At 67.8% G+C, this 14,719-nt stretch carries 25 protein-coding genes; all 25 read right to left on the bottom strand.

The window, feature by feature from the left end; translation table 11 throughout:
• Window positions 1-2 precede the first annotated feature (2 nt).
• Window positions 3-659: a Gp15 family bacteriophage protein gene (locus DXC67_RS10415; RefSeq protein ID WP_158551314.1), complete on the bottom strand. Its 657-nt coding sequence runs from the start codon at window positions 657-659 to the stop codon at window positions 3-5.
• The gene (locus DXC67_RS10410) at window positions 659-1,162 is read right to left on the bottom strand and encodes a hypothetical protein (RefSeq protein ID WP_158551313.1); all 504 of its coding nucleotides are present in this window, start codon (window positions 1,160-1,162) and stop codon (window positions 659-661) included. The genes DXC67_RS10415 and DXC67_RS10410 overlap by 1 nt, the downstream gene beginning before the upstream one ends.
• Window positions 1,163-1,270: 108 nt before the next feature.
• A complete protein-coding gene (locus DXC67_RS07170; RefSeq protein ID WP_117637882.1) occupies window positions 1,271-1,987 on the bottom strand; it encodes a phage tail tube protein in 717 nt (238 codons plus the stop codon).
• Between the two features lie 2 nt (window positions 1,988-1,989).
• Window positions 1,990-2,388: a minor capsid protein gene (locus DXC67_RS07165; protein WP_117637881.1), complete on the bottom strand. Its 399-nt coding sequence runs from the start codon at window positions 2,386-2,388 to the stop codon at window positions 1,990-1,992.
• Between the two features lies 1 nt (window position 2,389).
• On the bottom strand, window positions 2,390-2,740 hold the full coding sequence (locus tag DXC67_RS07160; protein WP_117637880.1) for a minor capsid protein: 351 nt from the start codon (window positions 2,738-2,740) through the stop codon (window positions 2,390-2,392).
• A 2-nt stretch (window positions 2,741-2,742) separates the two neighbouring features.
• On the bottom strand, window positions 2,743-3,036 hold the full coding sequence (locus tag DXC67_RS07155; RefSeq protein WP_147327771.1) for a minor capsid protein: 294 nt from the start codon (window positions 3,034-3,036) through the stop codon (window positions 2,743-2,745).
• A 32-nt stretch (window positions 3,037-3,068) separates the two neighbouring features.
• Window positions 3,069-3,428 (bottom strand): hypothetical protein, encoded by a 360-nt coding sequence (locus DXC67_RS07150; RefSeq protein ID WP_117637878.1) that lies wholly within the window; start codon window positions 3,426-3,428, stop codon window positions 3,069-3,071.
• The gene (locus DXC67_RS10405; protein ID WP_158551312.1) at window positions 3,418-3,573 is read right to left on the bottom strand and encodes a hypothetical protein; all 156 of its coding nucleotides are present in this window, start codon (window positions 3,571-3,573) and stop codon (window positions 3,418-3,420) included. The genes DXC67_RS07150 and DXC67_RS10405 overlap by 11 nt, the downstream gene beginning before the upstream one ends.
• A gap of 14 nt (window positions 3,574-3,587) precedes the next feature.
• Window positions 3,588-4,469 (bottom strand): hypothetical protein, encoded by an 882-nt coding sequence (locus DXC67_RS07145; protein WP_117637877.1) that lies wholly within the window; start codon window positions 4,467-4,469, stop codon window positions 3,588-3,590.
• Window positions 4,470-4,472: 3 nt separating this feature from the next.
• A complete protein-coding gene (locus tag DXC67_RS07140) occupies window positions 4,473-5,030 on the bottom strand; it encodes a phage scaffolding protein (RefSeq protein ID WP_117637876.1) in 558 nt (185 codons plus the stop codon).
• 197 nt (window positions 5,031-5,227) lie between these two features.
• Window positions 5,228-5,428, bottom strand: coding sequence for a hypothetical protein (locus DXC67_RS07135; protein ID WP_117637875.1), 201 nt, complete (start codon window positions 5,426-5,428; stop codon window positions 5,228-5,230).
• Complete coding sequence (locus DXC67_RS07130) at window positions 5,425-7,101, bottom strand: phage minor capsid protein (protein ID WP_117637874.1); 1,677 nt, start codon at window positions 7,099-7,101, stop codon at window positions 5,425-5,427. The genes DXC67_RS07135 and DXC67_RS07130 overlap by 4 nt, the downstream gene beginning before the upstream one ends.
• On the bottom strand, window positions 7,101-8,390 hold the full coding sequence (locus DXC67_RS07125; RefSeq protein WP_147327769.1) for a phage portal protein: 1,290 nt from the start codon (window positions 8,388-8,390) through the stop codon (window positions 7,101-7,103). Before DXC67_RS07125 ends, DXC67_RS07130 begins: the two co-directional genes overlap by 1 nt.
• Window positions 8,391-8,614: 224 nt before the next feature.
• On the bottom strand, window positions 8,615-9,898 hold the full coding sequence (locus tag DXC67_RS07120; RefSeq protein ID WP_117637872.1) for a PBSX family phage terminase large subunit: 1,284 nt from the start codon (window positions 9,896-9,898) through the stop codon (window positions 8,615-8,617).
• On the bottom strand, window positions 9,882-10,313 hold the full coding sequence (locus DXC67_RS07115; protein ID WP_117637871.1) for a hypothetical protein: 432 nt from the start codon (window positions 10,311-10,313) through the stop codon (window positions 9,882-9,884). The genes DXC67_RS07120 and DXC67_RS07115 overlap by 17 nt, the downstream gene beginning before the upstream one ends.
• Before the next feature lie 29 nt (window positions 10,314-10,342).
• Window positions 10,343-11,095, bottom strand: a complete 753-nt coding sequence (locus tag DXC67_RS07110) for a hypothetical protein (protein WP_117637870.1) — start codon at window positions 11,093-11,095, stop codon at window positions 10,343-10,345.
• A 102-nt stretch (window positions 11,096-11,197) separates the two neighbouring features.
• Window positions 11,198-11,329 carry a hypothetical protein gene (locus DXC67_RS10745; RefSeq protein ID WP_255413242.1) on the bottom strand — a complete coding sequence of 44 codons (132 nt, stop codon included), beginning with the start codon at window positions 11,327-11,329 and terminating at the stop codon, window positions 11,198-11,200.
• Window positions 11,326-11,547, bottom strand: a complete 222-nt coding sequence (locus tag DXC67_RS07105) for a hypothetical protein (RefSeq protein ID WP_117637869.1) — start codon at window positions 11,545-11,547, stop codon at window positions 11,326-11,328. Before DXC67_RS07105 ends, DXC67_RS10745 begins: the two co-directional genes overlap by 4 nt.
• Window positions 11,544-11,729, bottom strand: a complete 186-nt coding sequence (locus DXC67_RS07100; protein ID WP_117637868.1) for a hypothetical protein — start codon at window positions 11,727-11,729, stop codon at window positions 11,544-11,546. Before DXC67_RS07100 ends, DXC67_RS07105 begins: the two co-directional genes overlap by 4 nt.
• A 2-nt stretch (window positions 11,730-11,731) precedes the next feature.
• Complete coding sequence (locus DXC67_RS07095; protein ID WP_147327767.1) at window positions 11,732-12,301, bottom strand: hypothetical protein; 570 nt, start codon at window positions 12,299-12,301, stop codon at window positions 11,732-11,734.
• Window positions 12,259-12,450 (bottom strand): hypothetical protein, encoded by a 192-nt coding sequence (locus DXC67_RS07090; RefSeq protein ID WP_117637866.1) that lies wholly within the window; start codon window positions 12,448-12,450, stop codon window positions 12,259-12,261. Before DXC67_RS07090 ends, DXC67_RS07095 begins: the two co-directional genes overlap by 43 nt.
• Window positions 12,447-12,656 (bottom strand): hypothetical protein, encoded by a 210-nt coding sequence (locus DXC67_RS07085; protein ID WP_117637865.1) that lies wholly within the window; start codon window positions 12,654-12,656, stop codon window positions 12,447-12,449. The genes DXC67_RS07090 and DXC67_RS07085 overlap by 4 nt, the downstream gene beginning before the upstream one ends.
• Before the next feature lie 256 nt (window positions 12,657-12,912).
• Window positions 12,913-13,308, bottom strand: a complete 396-nt coding sequence (locus DXC67_RS07080; RefSeq protein ID WP_117637864.1) for a hypothetical protein — start codon at window positions 13,306-13,308, stop codon at window positions 12,913-12,915.
• A complete protein-coding gene (locus DXC67_RS07075; protein ID WP_117637863.1) occupies window positions 13,295-14,023 on the bottom strand; it encodes an ATP-binding protein in 729 nt (242 codons plus the stop codon). The genes DXC67_RS07080 and DXC67_RS07075 overlap by 14 nt, the downstream gene beginning before the upstream one ends.
• A complete protein-coding gene (locus DXC67_RS07070) occupies window positions 14,007-14,708 on the bottom strand; it encodes a conserved phage C-terminal domain-containing protein (protein ID WP_117637862.1) in 702 nt (233 codons plus the stop codon). Before DXC67_RS07070 ends, DXC67_RS07075 begins: the two co-directional genes overlap by 17 nt.
• Window positions 14,709-14,719 lie beyond the last annotated feature (11 nt).

The raw sequence follows: 14,719 nt of genomic DNA, 5'->3' as shown, positions 1-14,719 counted from the left end.
GCTCACCTCGTCGCTCTCTTGAGCGCGGCGAACACATCGCGCATCGCCGCGTCGCTTCCTTCCTCAGAGCCGTGTGAGCTGCGGCCTTTGCCGAGTTCGAACGCCTTGTGGGCGGCGTTCCAGGCCTCGACCTCCTGCCTGTTGTATTTGGTTGGCTTCGGCTTGGTCGCCGGGTTGCGGTAGTGGATGGCCGCGCCGAGCGGCGTGTCCTGCGGGCAGCCGCCCACGAGTGCCACGAACTCGGCGAAGCTGATGCGACCGCGCACCTCGTCCCACTCGATGCCGTAGGCCTGGCGGAAGCTGGTGCGTATGCGCGCCGCGTCCTCCTCCAAGTCCCACAGCGGGGTCTCGTGCGGGCGGTCGCCGCTCAGGTCGAGTCCGCACATGTCCCATACCGCCGCGTCGCGCATCCGCACGAACTCGGCGGCGTCGTAGTCGCATGCGCACCACGCGTCCGCCCAGTCCACGAAGAACAGCGCCAGGAACTCGTCCCGGCGCTGGTCGTCGGACTTGCCCTCGTCGGTCAGCACCTCGATGACGCGGATGATCGTGAGCGCGTCGTCGCGCACCAGCACCTCCTCGCCGTTCCACGGGTAGCGCGTGGCGCTCGTGCCATCGGGCAGCCGCACCCGCTCGGCCGTGAGCGCGGCTGGCAGCATTACTTGCCGCCCTTCTTCTTGCGCTTGGCCTTGGCGCGGCGCTGGGCGCGGTTGAGCGCCTGGACCTGATCGGCGCGCTCGCTGTATGCAAGGCCGCACGCCATCAGCTGCTCGCTGGTCGCGTGGCGCGCCAACATGTTGAGGAACGTGGCGAAGACCTCGCCCAGGATGCGGATGTTCTCCTCGGGCGCGATGGGGCCCTCGTCGCCGCCCATCCACGCGAGCAGCTGCTCCCAGCCCTCGGTGCCGATGAACGCCGAGATGGTGCGCTTCATGAGGCGGGCCTGCGCGGCGTTGGCCTCGGCCGCCTTCTCGGGGGTGTCGGCCTCGCGGGCCATCTGCTCGTTGGCCTGCGCGCGGTCGATGGCGTTGCCGACCTTGGCCAGGTACTCCTCGATGTGCCTGTCGTCGAACCACACGCGGAAGCGCGGCGTGTCGGGGTTCTCCTCGGGGTCCTCGAAGAACACGTCCTCGTACGCGCGGATGTTTTTCAGAAGTTCCATTTGTTGCCCCTTTCGTGAGCGGTGAGCGTCGGGCATAGAAAAGGGGCGCGGGCCGCTCACTAGCCCGCGCCCCCATGTCCAGGAGGTTATGTCTGGTGTCGCCTGCGGCTACTTCGCCGCCACGGTGACCTTCACCTGCGTGCAGATGCTCGGCTTGGACGCGCAGCGCACGGTGATGACCGCCTCGCCTGCGGCCACGCCCGTCACGTTGCCGTCGCTGTCGACGGTGGCCACGTCGGTGTTGCCCGATGCGAAGAAGCACTTGGCGTTCGCCTCGGCGGGCGTGACGGTCGGCGCGAGCTTCATGGACTTGCCCACGGCCGGGCCGGTCGGCGCGGTGCAGGTGACGCCCGTGGGCTGTTTGAGCTTGTTGGCGGGGATGTAGCGCATAGCGCCAGCGCCCGAGATTGTGCAGGAGAACGCGCCGGGGTCGGACGCCGCGCCCTGCTGCGAGCCGACGGTCAGGCCCAGGTAGGTGCAGTCGCCCTCCACCACGTCGCCGTTGGGGTCGGTGTGGCGGAAGTGGCCCGTGCGGCCCTCGCCGGTCTCAAGCGCCAGGCTGGCAACGAAGTCCTGCGCGGGGTCGCCGTAGCAGCGGTCGCCTGTGACCTCGTACTGCGGCTGCACGCTCTTCACCTTGTCGGTGGGAGTGCCGTAGCCGTCGTAGTAGTCCTTGGTCTCGGTGGTCTCGTTGGTGGTCGGCTTCACCTCGGTGATGCCGCGCGAGAAGATGGCCCACGTGGGGCTGGCCGCGTCTGGCGTGGTGTCGATCTCCAGCGCGCTCATGTAGTTGGGCGCGAAGCCCAGGTCTTGGTTCTTTGCCATCGTTATCCCTTCTCTATGGTTATGGTCGCTTTGATTCGGAACTCCCACAGGTACGGCCCGCCCTCGGGCGGCGTTATCTCCTGCGGCTCGGTGTACAGCGACGCGCTCGTGAAGCCGTAGGAGCCTGTGGGCGAGGACAGGTCGGCCCCGTCCAGCGCGTCGGCCAGGTCGTAGGCGTCGCCCATGGCCTTGGCCTCGGAGGTGTCCTTCACGATGACCTGCAGCACGTATCCCACGCGGCGGGTGCCGTCCATGTGGCGCACCACGTCGGTGGTGGGCATGGGCCGCAGCACCACCGCGTCGTCGTGGCCGCGCGAGGCGGCCAGGCGGGTGAGGAGCACCGGGCCGTAGCCCAGGGCCTCTATGGCGGCCTTCGCCGCCTCCATCACGTCCGGGGCCATGTCACGCCCCCTCGGTCAGGAGGTCGACGGCCAGGCGCTCCCAGTCCTCGCCGTGCGCTTCCTTCGCGGCCTTCGGCCAGTCGGCCTTGGCCCTCGGGTTCTTGCCGTGCTTGATGGAGCTGTCGGGCAGGTCGCGCACGTAGGCGGCGTAGTCGGCGTCCCATATGACGAAGCCCTGCCTGAAGTCGGAGGCGGCCTGCATGGAGTTGTGCATGCGCTTGGTGTCCTCTGGCGTGAACGCGTTCATGTCCTCGGCCACGCTCATGGCGAACTTCACCTGCTTGGCCTCCAGCTCCTTCGCGCTGAAACGCTTTATGAGCTTGGTCAGGTCGACCGTAACTGCTGCGGGCATGGCTACCTCACCTCCAGTTCCCAGTGGTGGGGACGGGTGCCGAACGCGCGGCGGGGCGTGCACCTCGCCACGTTCATCCACTCGCCCCCGTCGATGCTCACGCGGCTGCCCACTGGCACGTCGAACATGCCGGGGCTGTCCGCGCCGTCCGCTATCACGAGGCCCTGCGCGCCGTCGCCCAGGGCGTACTCGCGCACGAGCCACGCCGAGGCGGGCTCGAAGCGCACGCGGCGCACCTCGACGGGCTGCTCGAACTCGCCGCCGTAGCCGCCCTCCCTGGGCACCTTGACGGACATGGTGGAGGGCCGCGCCGAGCGCGGCACCCGCATCATCTGGTACCCCCGATGCCCGCGTAGAGCAGCGGCGTTCCAAGCAGCTCGCGGCGGACGGCGGCCTCCATGTCGCTGCGGTAGGTGCTGGCCCCTTCGGTACCGGGGTTCCACGAGAACGAGCCGACGGTGAAGCCGCCGCCCTCCATGATGCCGCCCGAGCATCCGTACGCGGCGTCGACCTCGCAGGCCGCCATGACCGCGCGCGCCCACTCCTCGGAGCCGTCCGGCTCGTTGGGGAAGATCAGGTCGCGCACGGCTGCCGTGGCGTGGGGGAGCGCCGCCTTGAACTCCTCGGCGGACAGCTCCCCGCGCCCGGCTGCCAGGTAGTCCTCGTGGGTCGGGGCTCTAGTTTCCATCGTCCTCGGCCGCCTCGGGCTTTTCCGTCTTGCCCTTGGCGGGCTGCTCGTCTGCGGCCTTCGCCTCGGGCTTTTCCGCCTTGCCCTTGGCGGGCTTGGCCTTCTTCGGGGCCTTCTTCTCGAAGGCCAGTCCAACGGTGCGCATGTCGCGCCTCCTTCCTACGCGGCCTTCATGCCTGCGGTGATGTAGTGCGCCAGGTTCTCGCGCACGCCGCACACGCCGTACTTGCGGTACTTGAACAGGTGGCCGAAGCCCTGCTGGTTGTCTTCGGCGTCGATGACCTTGCCGTGCGCGAAGTTCCAGCGCAGCACCACGGCGTCCTTGTGGACGATGAGGAAGTTCATGTCCACCGCGCCGGTGCCCTTCTTGTAGTGGCCGATCTCCTCGTCCTTGGTGGTGCCGTCCAGGAGGTCGATGGCGCTGTAGAAGCGGGACTGCGGCACCTTCACGATGGAGGAGAAGCCGTCCAGCGCCTCGCGGGACTTGGTGGTGTCCAGGTCCTTCACCATACCCAGCAGGGTAGGGGTGATGAACAGCACGCGGCCCTCTTCCGGCACCTCTTTCTCGTCCATGTCGCACATGGCGGCGTTCAAGCCCTTGAGCATGTCCGCGCCGTCGGCGTAGGTCTTCTGCTCCTTGGTGATGCCGGTGCCTGCGCACAGCGTGGAGAACACAAACGCGTCTCCCTCGGGCACCACCTTGGTGCGGTTGAAGTGCGCGGCGGCGTTGCCGAACGCCAGGTTGAAGGACTGGGCGTCCACTTTCTGGTCGATTTCCAGGATGGTGCCGCGGTCGTAGTTGGCGCTGATGGGCTTCCAAGTCAGGGACGCGCCGCTGTTCTGCGGCAGTCGCCCGTTGGCCTGCACGTCGCCCAGGCCGCCCATGGAGTAGACGGGGTAGTAGAACTCGCCCAGCTGCTCCATCTGCGCGATGTTGCCCTGCGGCGCGGCGCTCTCAAGCACTGCGGTCAGGGATTCCTTGCGGTACGCCTCCATGAGCACGTTCTCGTAGCCCTTGGGCAGTTCGATGCTGTTTGGCATGATTTACTCCTTTGAAGATTCGTCGGTGAGTCCGAAAGCTGCGCGGAAGTCGGCCAGGCCGTCGGAGCCTGCGCCGCCCTTGGGGTCGCCGCCCGCGCTCTCGCGGGGCTGGTCGGTGAACATGTAGGCGTTGTCCTTCTTCAGGGCCTCGAAGTCGATGCCCGTTAGGTTGCCCTGCTCGTCCAGCTTCGCGTCGGCGATGTTCGGGATGATCGCGCGCGCCGCCTTGGCGTTGCGCACCCCCATCTGCGCCAGCTTGGTGTCGATGGCGAAGTCTCGGCGCATCTCGGCCTCGCGCTTCTCCGCGTCGGCCTTGTACGCCTCGTTGTCGGCCTTGGCCTTGTCGAGCGCGGCCTGAAGCTCTTCGGCGTTGCCCGCCTTGGAGGTGAACTCCTCGATTTGCTTGTCGCGCTGCTCCAGCTCGGCCTTGAGGGCCTTCACCTGCTCCTGGTACTCGTCGGTCTCGCGCTTGTACTTCGCGTAGGACACGACCTCCTTCTGGGGCTCGGTCTGCTGGCCTTCGCCGCCCTCGTTTCCCTGGGGCTTGTTGTCTTCAGCCATCGCTTGCTCCTTCCGTGTTTGGTTGTCGCGCTTCCCTGCGCGCTTGGATGGCCCACCGTTGTCGCCGTGGTCGCGTGCGGGGCCGTTGTCGCCGCCCCATCGCGTGACCGCATCTTCCCCGAGGTGTCGCCAGGCAAAAGAAAAGGCCGCCCTTTCGCGGGCGGCCTGGGTGCCGTTCTCTATTCGGTTGTCACCTTCTAAATGGCGGCGATGCTCGCCACCTCGGCGACGGGTATCTCGGTGATTATGCCGCCGCGCTCTATGCCGATGGCGTTGGGCTCGTCCAGCGATTCGGCGTCGCTTTGGTACCAGTCGTACACGCCCCGGTACTCCTCGCCGTCGGTGCACGTCACGCACACCTGCTTGCCGCAGTATTTCAGCGTTTCTTCCAGCTTCATCTCTGCTCCTCCTTTGGGTTTGCCGGGACTATGTGCACGTCTCCGCCAGCGTAGTGGATGGTGAAGCGCGTCGTTTGTATGTGCTCCCCATTATCGCCTATCACGTAGCCAATCACGCGCCCGGCGTCGCATGTTTCGCGTCCGCTCCATTTGCCGCCCCTCGTCGTCTGGGCCGTTCCGGTTCCCGCGTGCTTCGCCACAAGGTCGCGCACCTCGTCGAGCGTCACCGTGACGACGCTCGGCTCTTTGTACGCGCCGCCCCTGCGCTTTAGGTTCGCCACGTATTGCTCGTGTTGGCGGCTTCCGGCCATGTGCTTCGCCTGCTTGTCGGCGTGCACCGTCATGGCTGCTGCGTCCGCGACGCGCTTGTCGCGCTCCTGCTCGGCCTTCGCCTGCTTGATGGCGCTCTCAAGCGCCGCGCGGCGTTCCGCGCCCGTTTTCAGCTCGAATCCGTCTCCGCTGGCCTTGACCAGCTCGCCCACGCGCTTCTGGCTGACTCCCGCCTCGGCTATGAGCGCCTTGGTGTTCGGGTGCGCCATATAGGCCGTGCGGCTCACCTTCTGGCGGGTGAGGGCGTACACCTTGCTGCCGGTCTCGTAGGGGTCCTCGCGCCCGTACTCTGCGGCAAGGTGCGGGTGCTTCGCCACGAGGTCGCGCCGCTTCTGCTGGAGCCTGCCGAGCTTCATGCGCTCCTTGGTGTTGTCTATGCCGGCGGCTTCGAGCGCCATGGCCTCGCGCCTCGTGGCGCGCACCTCGCGCTCGATGGCGCGCTGCTGCTGGCTGGCCTGGTAGCGTTCCTCGCGCTTCTCGTCGCCGCCGTCGGGGTCGCGCTCGTACCGAAGCGGCTGGCCCTCGACGTATATGCCGAAGTCGTGCTTGCAGTTCGCGCCGCACAGCCCGTCAACCGAGCCGTAGCCCGTCTCTCGGTAGAACGGCGGGTATTTCTTTGACTTGCCCGACAGGCTGAACACGCGGCCCTGCCACTTGGCGTGGCTCTCTCGCGCGCCGCCGTGCGAGGAGGTCTGCACGAGGTCGTGCCCGGTTTCCTCCAGCAGCTCCAGCGTGTTGCGGCTGCCTGCCTGGACGACCTGGGTGCGCACGTGGCGGCGCATGGCCACGTCCGCCTGCGCCCACGCCCCGCTCTTGTAGTCCACGACGGACACGCCGCGCCTGGCCAGCTTCAGCACGGCCTCGCGGGTGGCCTCCTCGTAGCCGGCCATGCCGGAGTTCACACGCGCCACTGCCTGCGCCACCACCTCAAGGTAGGCGCGCTGCACGTTGGCGGGCATCTTGAGGTTGTCGCGGCTCACGACGTCCTGCACGCCTGCGGCGGTAGCGCGGGCGGAGTTGTGCAGCCTCCACTGCATGGCCTTGGACAGCGCGCCCATGGCCGTGCCGAGCGTTCCCAGGTCGGTCTCGGCGCTCTCGGCCACGGCCTCGGCGGCGGCCTTGGCCGCCTCGCGTGCGGCCCTGCGGCCCTCCTCGCTCATGGCCTTCTGCACGTCCTTGGACGCCAGCGCGGCCTTGCGGGCGGCCTGCGAGTAGGCGCTGTCTCCCTCGAAGTCTATGGAGCCTATGAGGGCGGCGTAGATGCACACCAGGCGCAGGGTGTACTCGTCCATGGCCGCCTGCGCCGCGTCGGTGAAGTGCTCTATGTAGTCCGGCCCCAGCATCAGGCGAGCCCGTCGCCCAGCATGTCGAACGCGCCGCCCTGCTGCTCGGGCACGTTGGCCTTGGCCTCGTTGCTGGTTTCGCCGTAGAAGCGGCGGCGGTACTCCCACGGGGCCATGATGCCCGCGCCGACCTCGCTCATGGCCATCTCGCGCGCGCTCTGCGTGTCGCTGATGATGGAGTCGTCGAAGTCCACGGTGACGTCGCCGTAGGGCACGGCCTCGCCCTTGATGCTGCGGCACGCGTCGGCCATGCCGTTCACGAGGCGCACGATGGACTTGCGCAGGGCGTTCTCGTGCCGGTGGATGGATCGCATCAGCTGCGAGTTGTCGGCCGCCACCTCCTTGGCGGTCTTCAGGCCCGTGTGCGACTCCCAGGAGAAGTAGCCGTTGCCGAAGCCGCACGCCACCGACAGCAGGCGCAGGCCCGTGTTGATGGCGCTGGCGTTCTCGTCGGCCTTGAGGTCGCTCTGAACGGTCTGAATCTTGGCCGACCCCTCGTCGCCGGGGTTCATGCTGAAGATGGTGTCGTCGGCCTCGCCGAAGGCGTAGTAGGTCTTCGTTAGGCTGCCGTCCGGCCCCTTGTCGGTCTTGGACTCTATGAGGGTCTTGTCCACGAACGTGCGCGGGCGGCCCACGCGAATGTGGTCGAGCAGGGAGGTGGCGGCCTCGTCGACCACCTTCATGGCCCCCACGGCGTTGCAGTACACGCTCGCGCCCATCGCGCAGTAGTCGTAGAAGCGGTTCGACACGGCGGGGCGCACCAGCGCGAAAAGCGGGCGGGTGCAGCGCGTGTCCATGTCGGCGCTGATGCCCTCGACCGTCACCTGCTTGTGCGTGTGGGTGTCGAACAGCTGCGTGAGGATGTGGTAGGTGCCGCCCTTGAGCACGTGGGCCTGGCACTGGTCATAGTCGCGCCCGGCGACCTCCACGCGGCCCACGAACGCGCACTGCGTGCAGTCGTCGGCGCTCCACGTGAGCGGGATTATCTGGCTTGCGTCGTAGCGCACGATGCGCAGCTCGGCGTCGGGCGTGTAGGCGCTGTCGGTCACGCCCCGCGGCTCGATGACCCACGCGCCCGTGCCCATGGCGAACGCGCGGGCTATGAAGTCGGCGTTGTCCATGGCGAACGATGTGGGCGCGTCGCCGTCCTCTGCCGGCTGCGGCGCGGCCTGGCCGTCCTCGTGCCCCTCGTCGCCGACGCCGCCCGTCGCCGTGGGGTTGGCGAAGTAGCGCGCCATCCAGGCGCGGCGCTCGTCGCTCGTGCTGGAGATGATCGTGCTCTCGTTCATGAGCAGACTGGCCCACTCGTCGGCCACGAGCGCCGCCGGGTGCAGGCTGGCGCGCTCGCGCTTGTACACGCGGAAGCCGCGCCGCTCGCTGTAGTGGTACCAGCCGTTGTTCGCCGCGAACCAGCCGAACCAGACGCCCACCATGCCCTGCATGCGGGTGTCCGGCTGGTATCCCATGCGGCGCAGCCACGCCTCGGCGTAGCCCGTGTTTCCCCGTTTCTCCATCAGAGGTTGCTCCTTATCCAAAGCCCTGCGGCGTACCCCGCCGCGTCTATCGGGTCGTCGTTCACCTTCGGCAGTGTCTCGGTTATGTCGCCCTGACCGTTCGACACGTACTCGAACTCGGGGAACTCCTTGGCGGCGAGCGGGCAACGGTCGGGGTCGATGACCACGCGCGTCAGGTTCTGCATCCACCTGACGCGGTTCTTGGGCGAGTTGAGGCCCTGCTTGAACGCCTTCTGGGCGCTGATGCCCTGCTCCTGGTAGTACAAGATCATGCCGCGCGCCGCGCTGTCGCACCACACGTCTGCGGCGGGGTCGCCGGCCTCGTCCAGCTTCGCGGCCACCAGCTCGGCGGTCTTCGGGTCGACGGCCTCGGTGCCCTGGCGGCTCTCCTCGTCCAGCAGGTACAGCACGCGCTCGTTCTCGTCGTAGCCGACCTCCACGAACACCCACGGGTGCACGCTGCCCGCGTCCACGCCGAACGAGCGCAGGGAGATGGACGCGCGCTCCTCGTCCGTTATGGGCCTGATCTCCAGCAGCTCGTCGGAGAACACCTCGGAGCCGGTGCCCGTTACCTTGCCGAGCCACTGCCAGGCGTACGAGTCGGGCGTCTTGCGGCGGCTGCGCTCTGCCTCCGCCAGCGCGGTGGCGCTTATCCATTCGGGGTGCTCGTCTATGACGTCCAGGTACGTGGTGTGGCATATGAAGCGCCCGTCCTCGCCCGGATGGGCCTCCAGGTCGCGCGCCTCCTTGTTCACCCAGTTGCGCGCCGAGCGCGGGGGGTTGTAGCTGTAGAACACCCAGAACATGTCGCCGCCGCGCAGGAACGTGGCCAGCACGCTGCGCACCTCGTCCATGCCGTCGAACTCGTCTACCTCCTCGAACCACACCACGGCGCAGTAGCCGGTGCGGAACTTCGCGGACTTCAGCTTCTTCGGCTTGTCACATCCCACGAAGCGTATGACCTGCCCGGTGGGGCGGTACGTCACCTCCATGGGGGACAGGCCGAAGTCGAACAGGTGCGCCACGCCCAGCACGTCGCACGCCCAGCCTATCTGCTCGTACACGGACGTGCGCAGCGTGTTGCCGACCTTGCGCAGCACGACGGCGTTGGCCTCCGGGTTGAGCATGATCAGCAGCACGATGGCGATGGATATGAACGACGACTTGGTGGAGTTGCGCCCGCCCTTGAACCAGTAGTGCGTGAACTCGTGCGCCTTGATGGAGCGCCACACGCCGGCGAACACGGAGGCCACGACGTCCGAGAGCCTAACCGAGGTCGTCAACGATAGTCACCCCCGCCTCCGCCATGGCGGCCTTCGCGCCGTCCACGCCGAACATGTCGTTGAGCAGCTTCACGCTCTCGGTTATGGCCAGGCGAGCATCGCCGTTGATGCTGCCCTCGACCGCCTGGCGGCGGAAGATGGGCAGCGCGCCGTCCAGCACCTCGAACAGCGGGGCGGCCGCGTCCTGCAGCTCCCAGCGGCAGTCCTTGGCGGCCGCGTCGCGGATTTCCTGGATTCTGTGCGCGATTCGTGGGTCGCGCATCAGCTTGGAGGCGGCGCAGCTTATCGAGTTGTAGTTCATGCGCTTGCAGTCGTAGGCCGCGCGGTACGCGTCCTGCTGCTTGGCGCGGGGCTTGGCCATCTCGCGGGCGAACGCCTCCTGCTTCGCCGTGAGCGGCTTGTCCTTCTTGGGCACCTGTGGCCTCCTTCCTGATTAGTTTCGCGCTAGCCAAGCGACGCGACCACATCGCGCTCGCGCGGCGAAAGCGCGAAACGCTCTGCGGCTGCACGCTCTGCGGCTGCACGCTCTGCGGCTGCACGCTCTGATATGAGGTAGCCGCTGCCGTATATCGCCTTGCCCTGGCCGCGCTGCGCGTCGAGCGCCCTCGTGAAGCTGCACTCCTGCGGGCCTACGCGGAAGCCGATGCCGTACTTGGAGTAGCGCGCCAGCATGGGCGCGGTCAGCACCTCGTCGGGGTACTCGTACTTCGGCAGCGCCTTGGCCTTCTCGCGGCGCAGGCGCTCTATCGTGGCGTCCAGCTCGGCGCGCAGGTCGGGCGCGCTCCTCGCCTGGGCGGGGTCGAGGTTGGTCACGAACGAGGTGTTGACGCTCGCGCCGTTGGCGTATGTCACGCCGGCGCCCGTCACGACCTTGCAGCAGTTGCGGATGCCCATGCACGTCAGGGTGGGGGCGAACAGGAAGAAGCCCACGCCGCGCTCCTGGTAGTGCTTGACGATTCTGCTCAGGATCGAGAACGGCGGGTTGTCCACCACCGTGCACCCCTCCGGGTACTCCTTGCGCTCGTAGTCGCCGCCCGGGTAGAACGGGCGCGCGACCTTCGCCAAGTCGAACCCGTACTCGCGGTGCGCCCAATCAAGCACGCAGCCGTACACCTCCGGCGGGGTGTAGCAGTCGTCGGTCGTCTTCTTCGGCTCGAACTTCGCCGTGAACTCCTCGTATGTCTCGCCTCTGGCCATGCGTCTCCTAACTCTCGGCTCATATGGTCGCAGGCGTGTCGCCGGGCGCAGAAAAGGCCGCCCCGCAGGACGGCCCGTAGTCGTTTCGGTATTCGGTTGTCTCTAGCACGCCGCCACGGCCATGGCCATGAGGCCGGTCACCAGCGCGCGCATGGCGACGAACGCCGCGACGTCGATGGCGAGGGCTGCCGCTATGAGGAGCAGGCACCCCCAGTTGCATCCCGGGCGGTTCATCGCTCCTCCCACTCGACGGTGCCGTCGTCGTACTCGGCCTTGAGCCATTCCAGGTAGTCGGCCTCCTCGCAGAAGCTGGCCAGCAGCCGCTTGCTGGTAGTGCAGCTGCTCATGCGGCTCGTCTCATACACGTCGATGGAGAAGGGCCACGAGTGGAACTCCACCTCCGTGTGGATGGCCCGCTCGGGCGCGCCGAAAAGGTGCTCCCAGTTCGTCATCGCGCCCCCTCCTTCGCGCTCGGCCCGACCTTGCGGTAGGTGAAGTCCTCGAACAGGTGACCGCACCAGCGGCAGCGGTCGCCGCCCTTGGGCAGGTGGTGCCAGATCTCGCGCATGCCGCACTTCGGGCAGCGCACCTCGATGCTGGGTCGGCGCTTCGGCTTCTCGGTCTGCTGCTCCATGGCTACTCCACCGCCATCCGCATGGCCGGCTTCATGGCCTCGCGCAGGCTCTTGGCCAGCTCCTCGGCCGTTACCTCGGCCTTCACCTCCACGTTCACGTCGGGCATCGCGAAACCGCGCGCCTCTTCGGCCTTGAGGCAAGGCATGGCGGCGTCCTGGGCCGCGCCCTTGAGCGTCGGTGACGCCGTCTCCCTCGGCTCGCAGCGCCCCAGCCACATCTCGCACTCGTCCAGCTTCGTGAGCGCCAGGGCGCGCTCGCGGCTCACCTCGTAGGCCGTCTCGACCTCGCGGCGCAGCCGCTTGCAGTCCGCCGGCCCGTCGCTGCGCAGCCTCTGCCTGGCCTCGGCGAGCTTGCGCCCCATCTCGGCGAGGTCGCCTCGCAGGCGATCGTTCTCTCGGCGAAGGACTGCTACCGCGTGGCTCTGCTGCTCGTTCCAGCAGTCCTCGCACAGCGGCGCGTCTACGCCCATGTTGTCCTGCCCCAGGGCGTCGATATCGCGCCCGCAGGTATCGCAGATGATTCCCATGGCTACTCCCTTCCTTCCGGCTTCACCGCGCCTGCGAGGAACCACGCCCGCAGGCTCTCGGCGCACTCCGGGCACAAGGCCCTTGCCTTGCCGTCGATTCGCGCGCTGTTCCTCAGCACCATCTTGGCGTAACCCGCCAGGGTCGCCGGCACCTCCTTGCCGCAGCGTTCGCATGCGCACATGTACAGCCTCATGCCTGCTCGCCTCCCTTCGGCAGCGTTTCCGCGATTCGGTCCCAGTCGGTCTCCGGCCGCTCGCTGGGGAACTCGTAGGCCCCCACGCACGGCACCGGCAGCACCGCCATGCCGTCGTGCTCGCCTGCGTACTCGTCTGCGTCCGATCTGCTCTCGAACGCCAGCACCACGTCGCTCTCCGTGGCCACCGCGTAGATCTTCTTCATCGTTTCGTCTCCTATTCGAACTCGAAGCACTCGCATGCCTCGCTTGTCTCGTCTACCGCCTCCACGTCGGGGCCGCCGCCCGTCATGGCATCGCAGGCGCACACGGCCTCGCCGCCGGCTCCCTGCACGCGGCCGCAGAAGCGGCACTCCCGGCACGTGCGGCCCTCCCACGGGTCGGGCCGGTTCCACGGTGCCCTGGGGTCGGACTCGAAGCACCCGGGCGGGAGGTTCCACCCGCTTGAAGGCTCGTACCCGCTCACATGCACCGCCTGCCCCTCGGCAGCCGACCCCAGCCGTCCATGGCCAGGGCATCCGCGTACTTGGTCGGTTCCGGCAGCAGCAGGTACTCCCAGTGCCCCGAGCCCGGCGGGGCGGGGCGGTTGAACCTCTGCTCGGCCCTGATCCAGCGGAAGTGCAGCCGGTTGGCGTGCGCCAGCCCGTGGCAGCCGCTGCCGTTGCCGCTGCCGCACAGCATCACCGTGGGCTTGGGAACCTCGCGCCCGTCGCGGAACAGCTTGCCCGCCCCGCGCCTCACGATGTGGTGGCGGTTGAGCGGCCACGGCGCGCCGCACACGGCGCACCTGGGCGTCTCGATGCTCGGCCCCTCCATGAGGGGGCGCAGGATCTCGGGCAGCGTGTCAACGTTTGCCATTCGATAGCCTCCTGTCCTTGCCTTGCAGCTCGTACTTGTCGCACATCTCCGACAGGCGGCTCACGATGGCCACCGCCGTCTCTTCGTCGCCGTTCTTGGCCAGGCGGCGTATGAGGTCGCCCTTGCCGTACTGCGTGGTCACGACCACGGGCCTCATGTTCTCGTACCTGTCGTTCACGACGCGGAACACCTGCCCCAGCGTCCAGTCGGTGGGGGACTCCTTGCCCAGGTCGTCCAGCACCAGGCACCCCACGCGGGAGAGCCTGGACAGCACGCCGTCCTCGGTGCCGTCGCCGCCGTAGGTGCCCTTGATGGCGGCCAGCACGCCCAGCATGTCGGTCACCCTCACGCTGGTGCCGCCGTCTACCAGGAGCCGCGCCACGGCGCTCGCCAGGTGGGTCTTGCCGGTTCCCACGGGGCCGCAGATGTACGCCCCGCGCCCTTGCTCAACCTTCGCGGCAATGCCCTCGGCCATGGGGGAGGCGGCCGTCATGAAGCGGGGCTTGATTCCGGCCCGCTCGTAGGCCCGGCGGCGTTTGGCTGCGGCCTCCTCGGCCTTGGCCCTGGCCTCAAGGCGCGAACGCTCGTCGCGCTCCGCCACGGCACCCGGGCAGCCGCACGGCTTCCAGCCGCAGAAGGTGCGGCGGCCAGCCAGCACCACGTAGCGGACCTCCAGCTGCGCCCCGCAGTGGGGGCACTCAGTCGTACTCGGCATAGCCGTCGGCCTCCTTCCGGGTCCTCGGGCCGCGGTTCACGTAGTCCTCGAACTTCGGCGAGAACAGCGTGGAGGGCCGCAGGTACTTGGCCATCTTCGGGTCGCCCGCCCACTCGGCTGCCATCGTGTCGATGACGGCCAGGAAGTCGGGGAGGCGGTAGCCCTCGGCCCAGCGGGCGTGTATCAGCCTGCGGGTCTTGGCGCTGCTTGAGCGGTAGCGGGTGCCGGCTGCCTCGTTGAGCGCATGCACGATTTCGTCAAAGGGGATTAAGGGGTTATCTATATACTCAACCTCAACCTCAACCTCTGCATTGCCGCAACTCGATGCGCCTGCATGTGCATCCGCATCTGCTTGCGCATGTGCGACTGCATCTGTATCCGCATATGCTCCCGCATGTGCTTGCGCATCGGCTTGCGCCCGTGCCGCCGCATCGTCCACCGCGTCTTCCTTCCCCGGCCTGTTGCCCCAGCGGGCGTTGGCCGCCTTCCTTGCGCGCTCGCTCTTCTCGTCGCCCATGTCGAGCCTGCCCTTGAGCACCAGGAAGGTAGGCAGCCACGCGGGGCTGCCCTGCGGCTCCTTGCCCGTGAACCGGTACTCGACGATGGCGTAGATGAACGGCGCGCGCTGCTTCTCGGGCATGGCCTGCGCGGCCGCCCAGAAGTCGTCGTGTATAACCATGCCCATAGTGTCGCCGT

This window comes from Collinsella sp. TF07-1, assembly GCF_003437235.1.
In the GTDB taxonomy this organism is placed as follows: domain Bacteria; phylum Actinomycetota; class Coriobacteriia; order Coriobacteriales; family Coriobacteriaceae; genus Collinsella.
The sequence above is the reverse complement of the archived record's forward strand: the minus strand, read 5'-3'. Positions and strand labels throughout refer to the sequence as shown.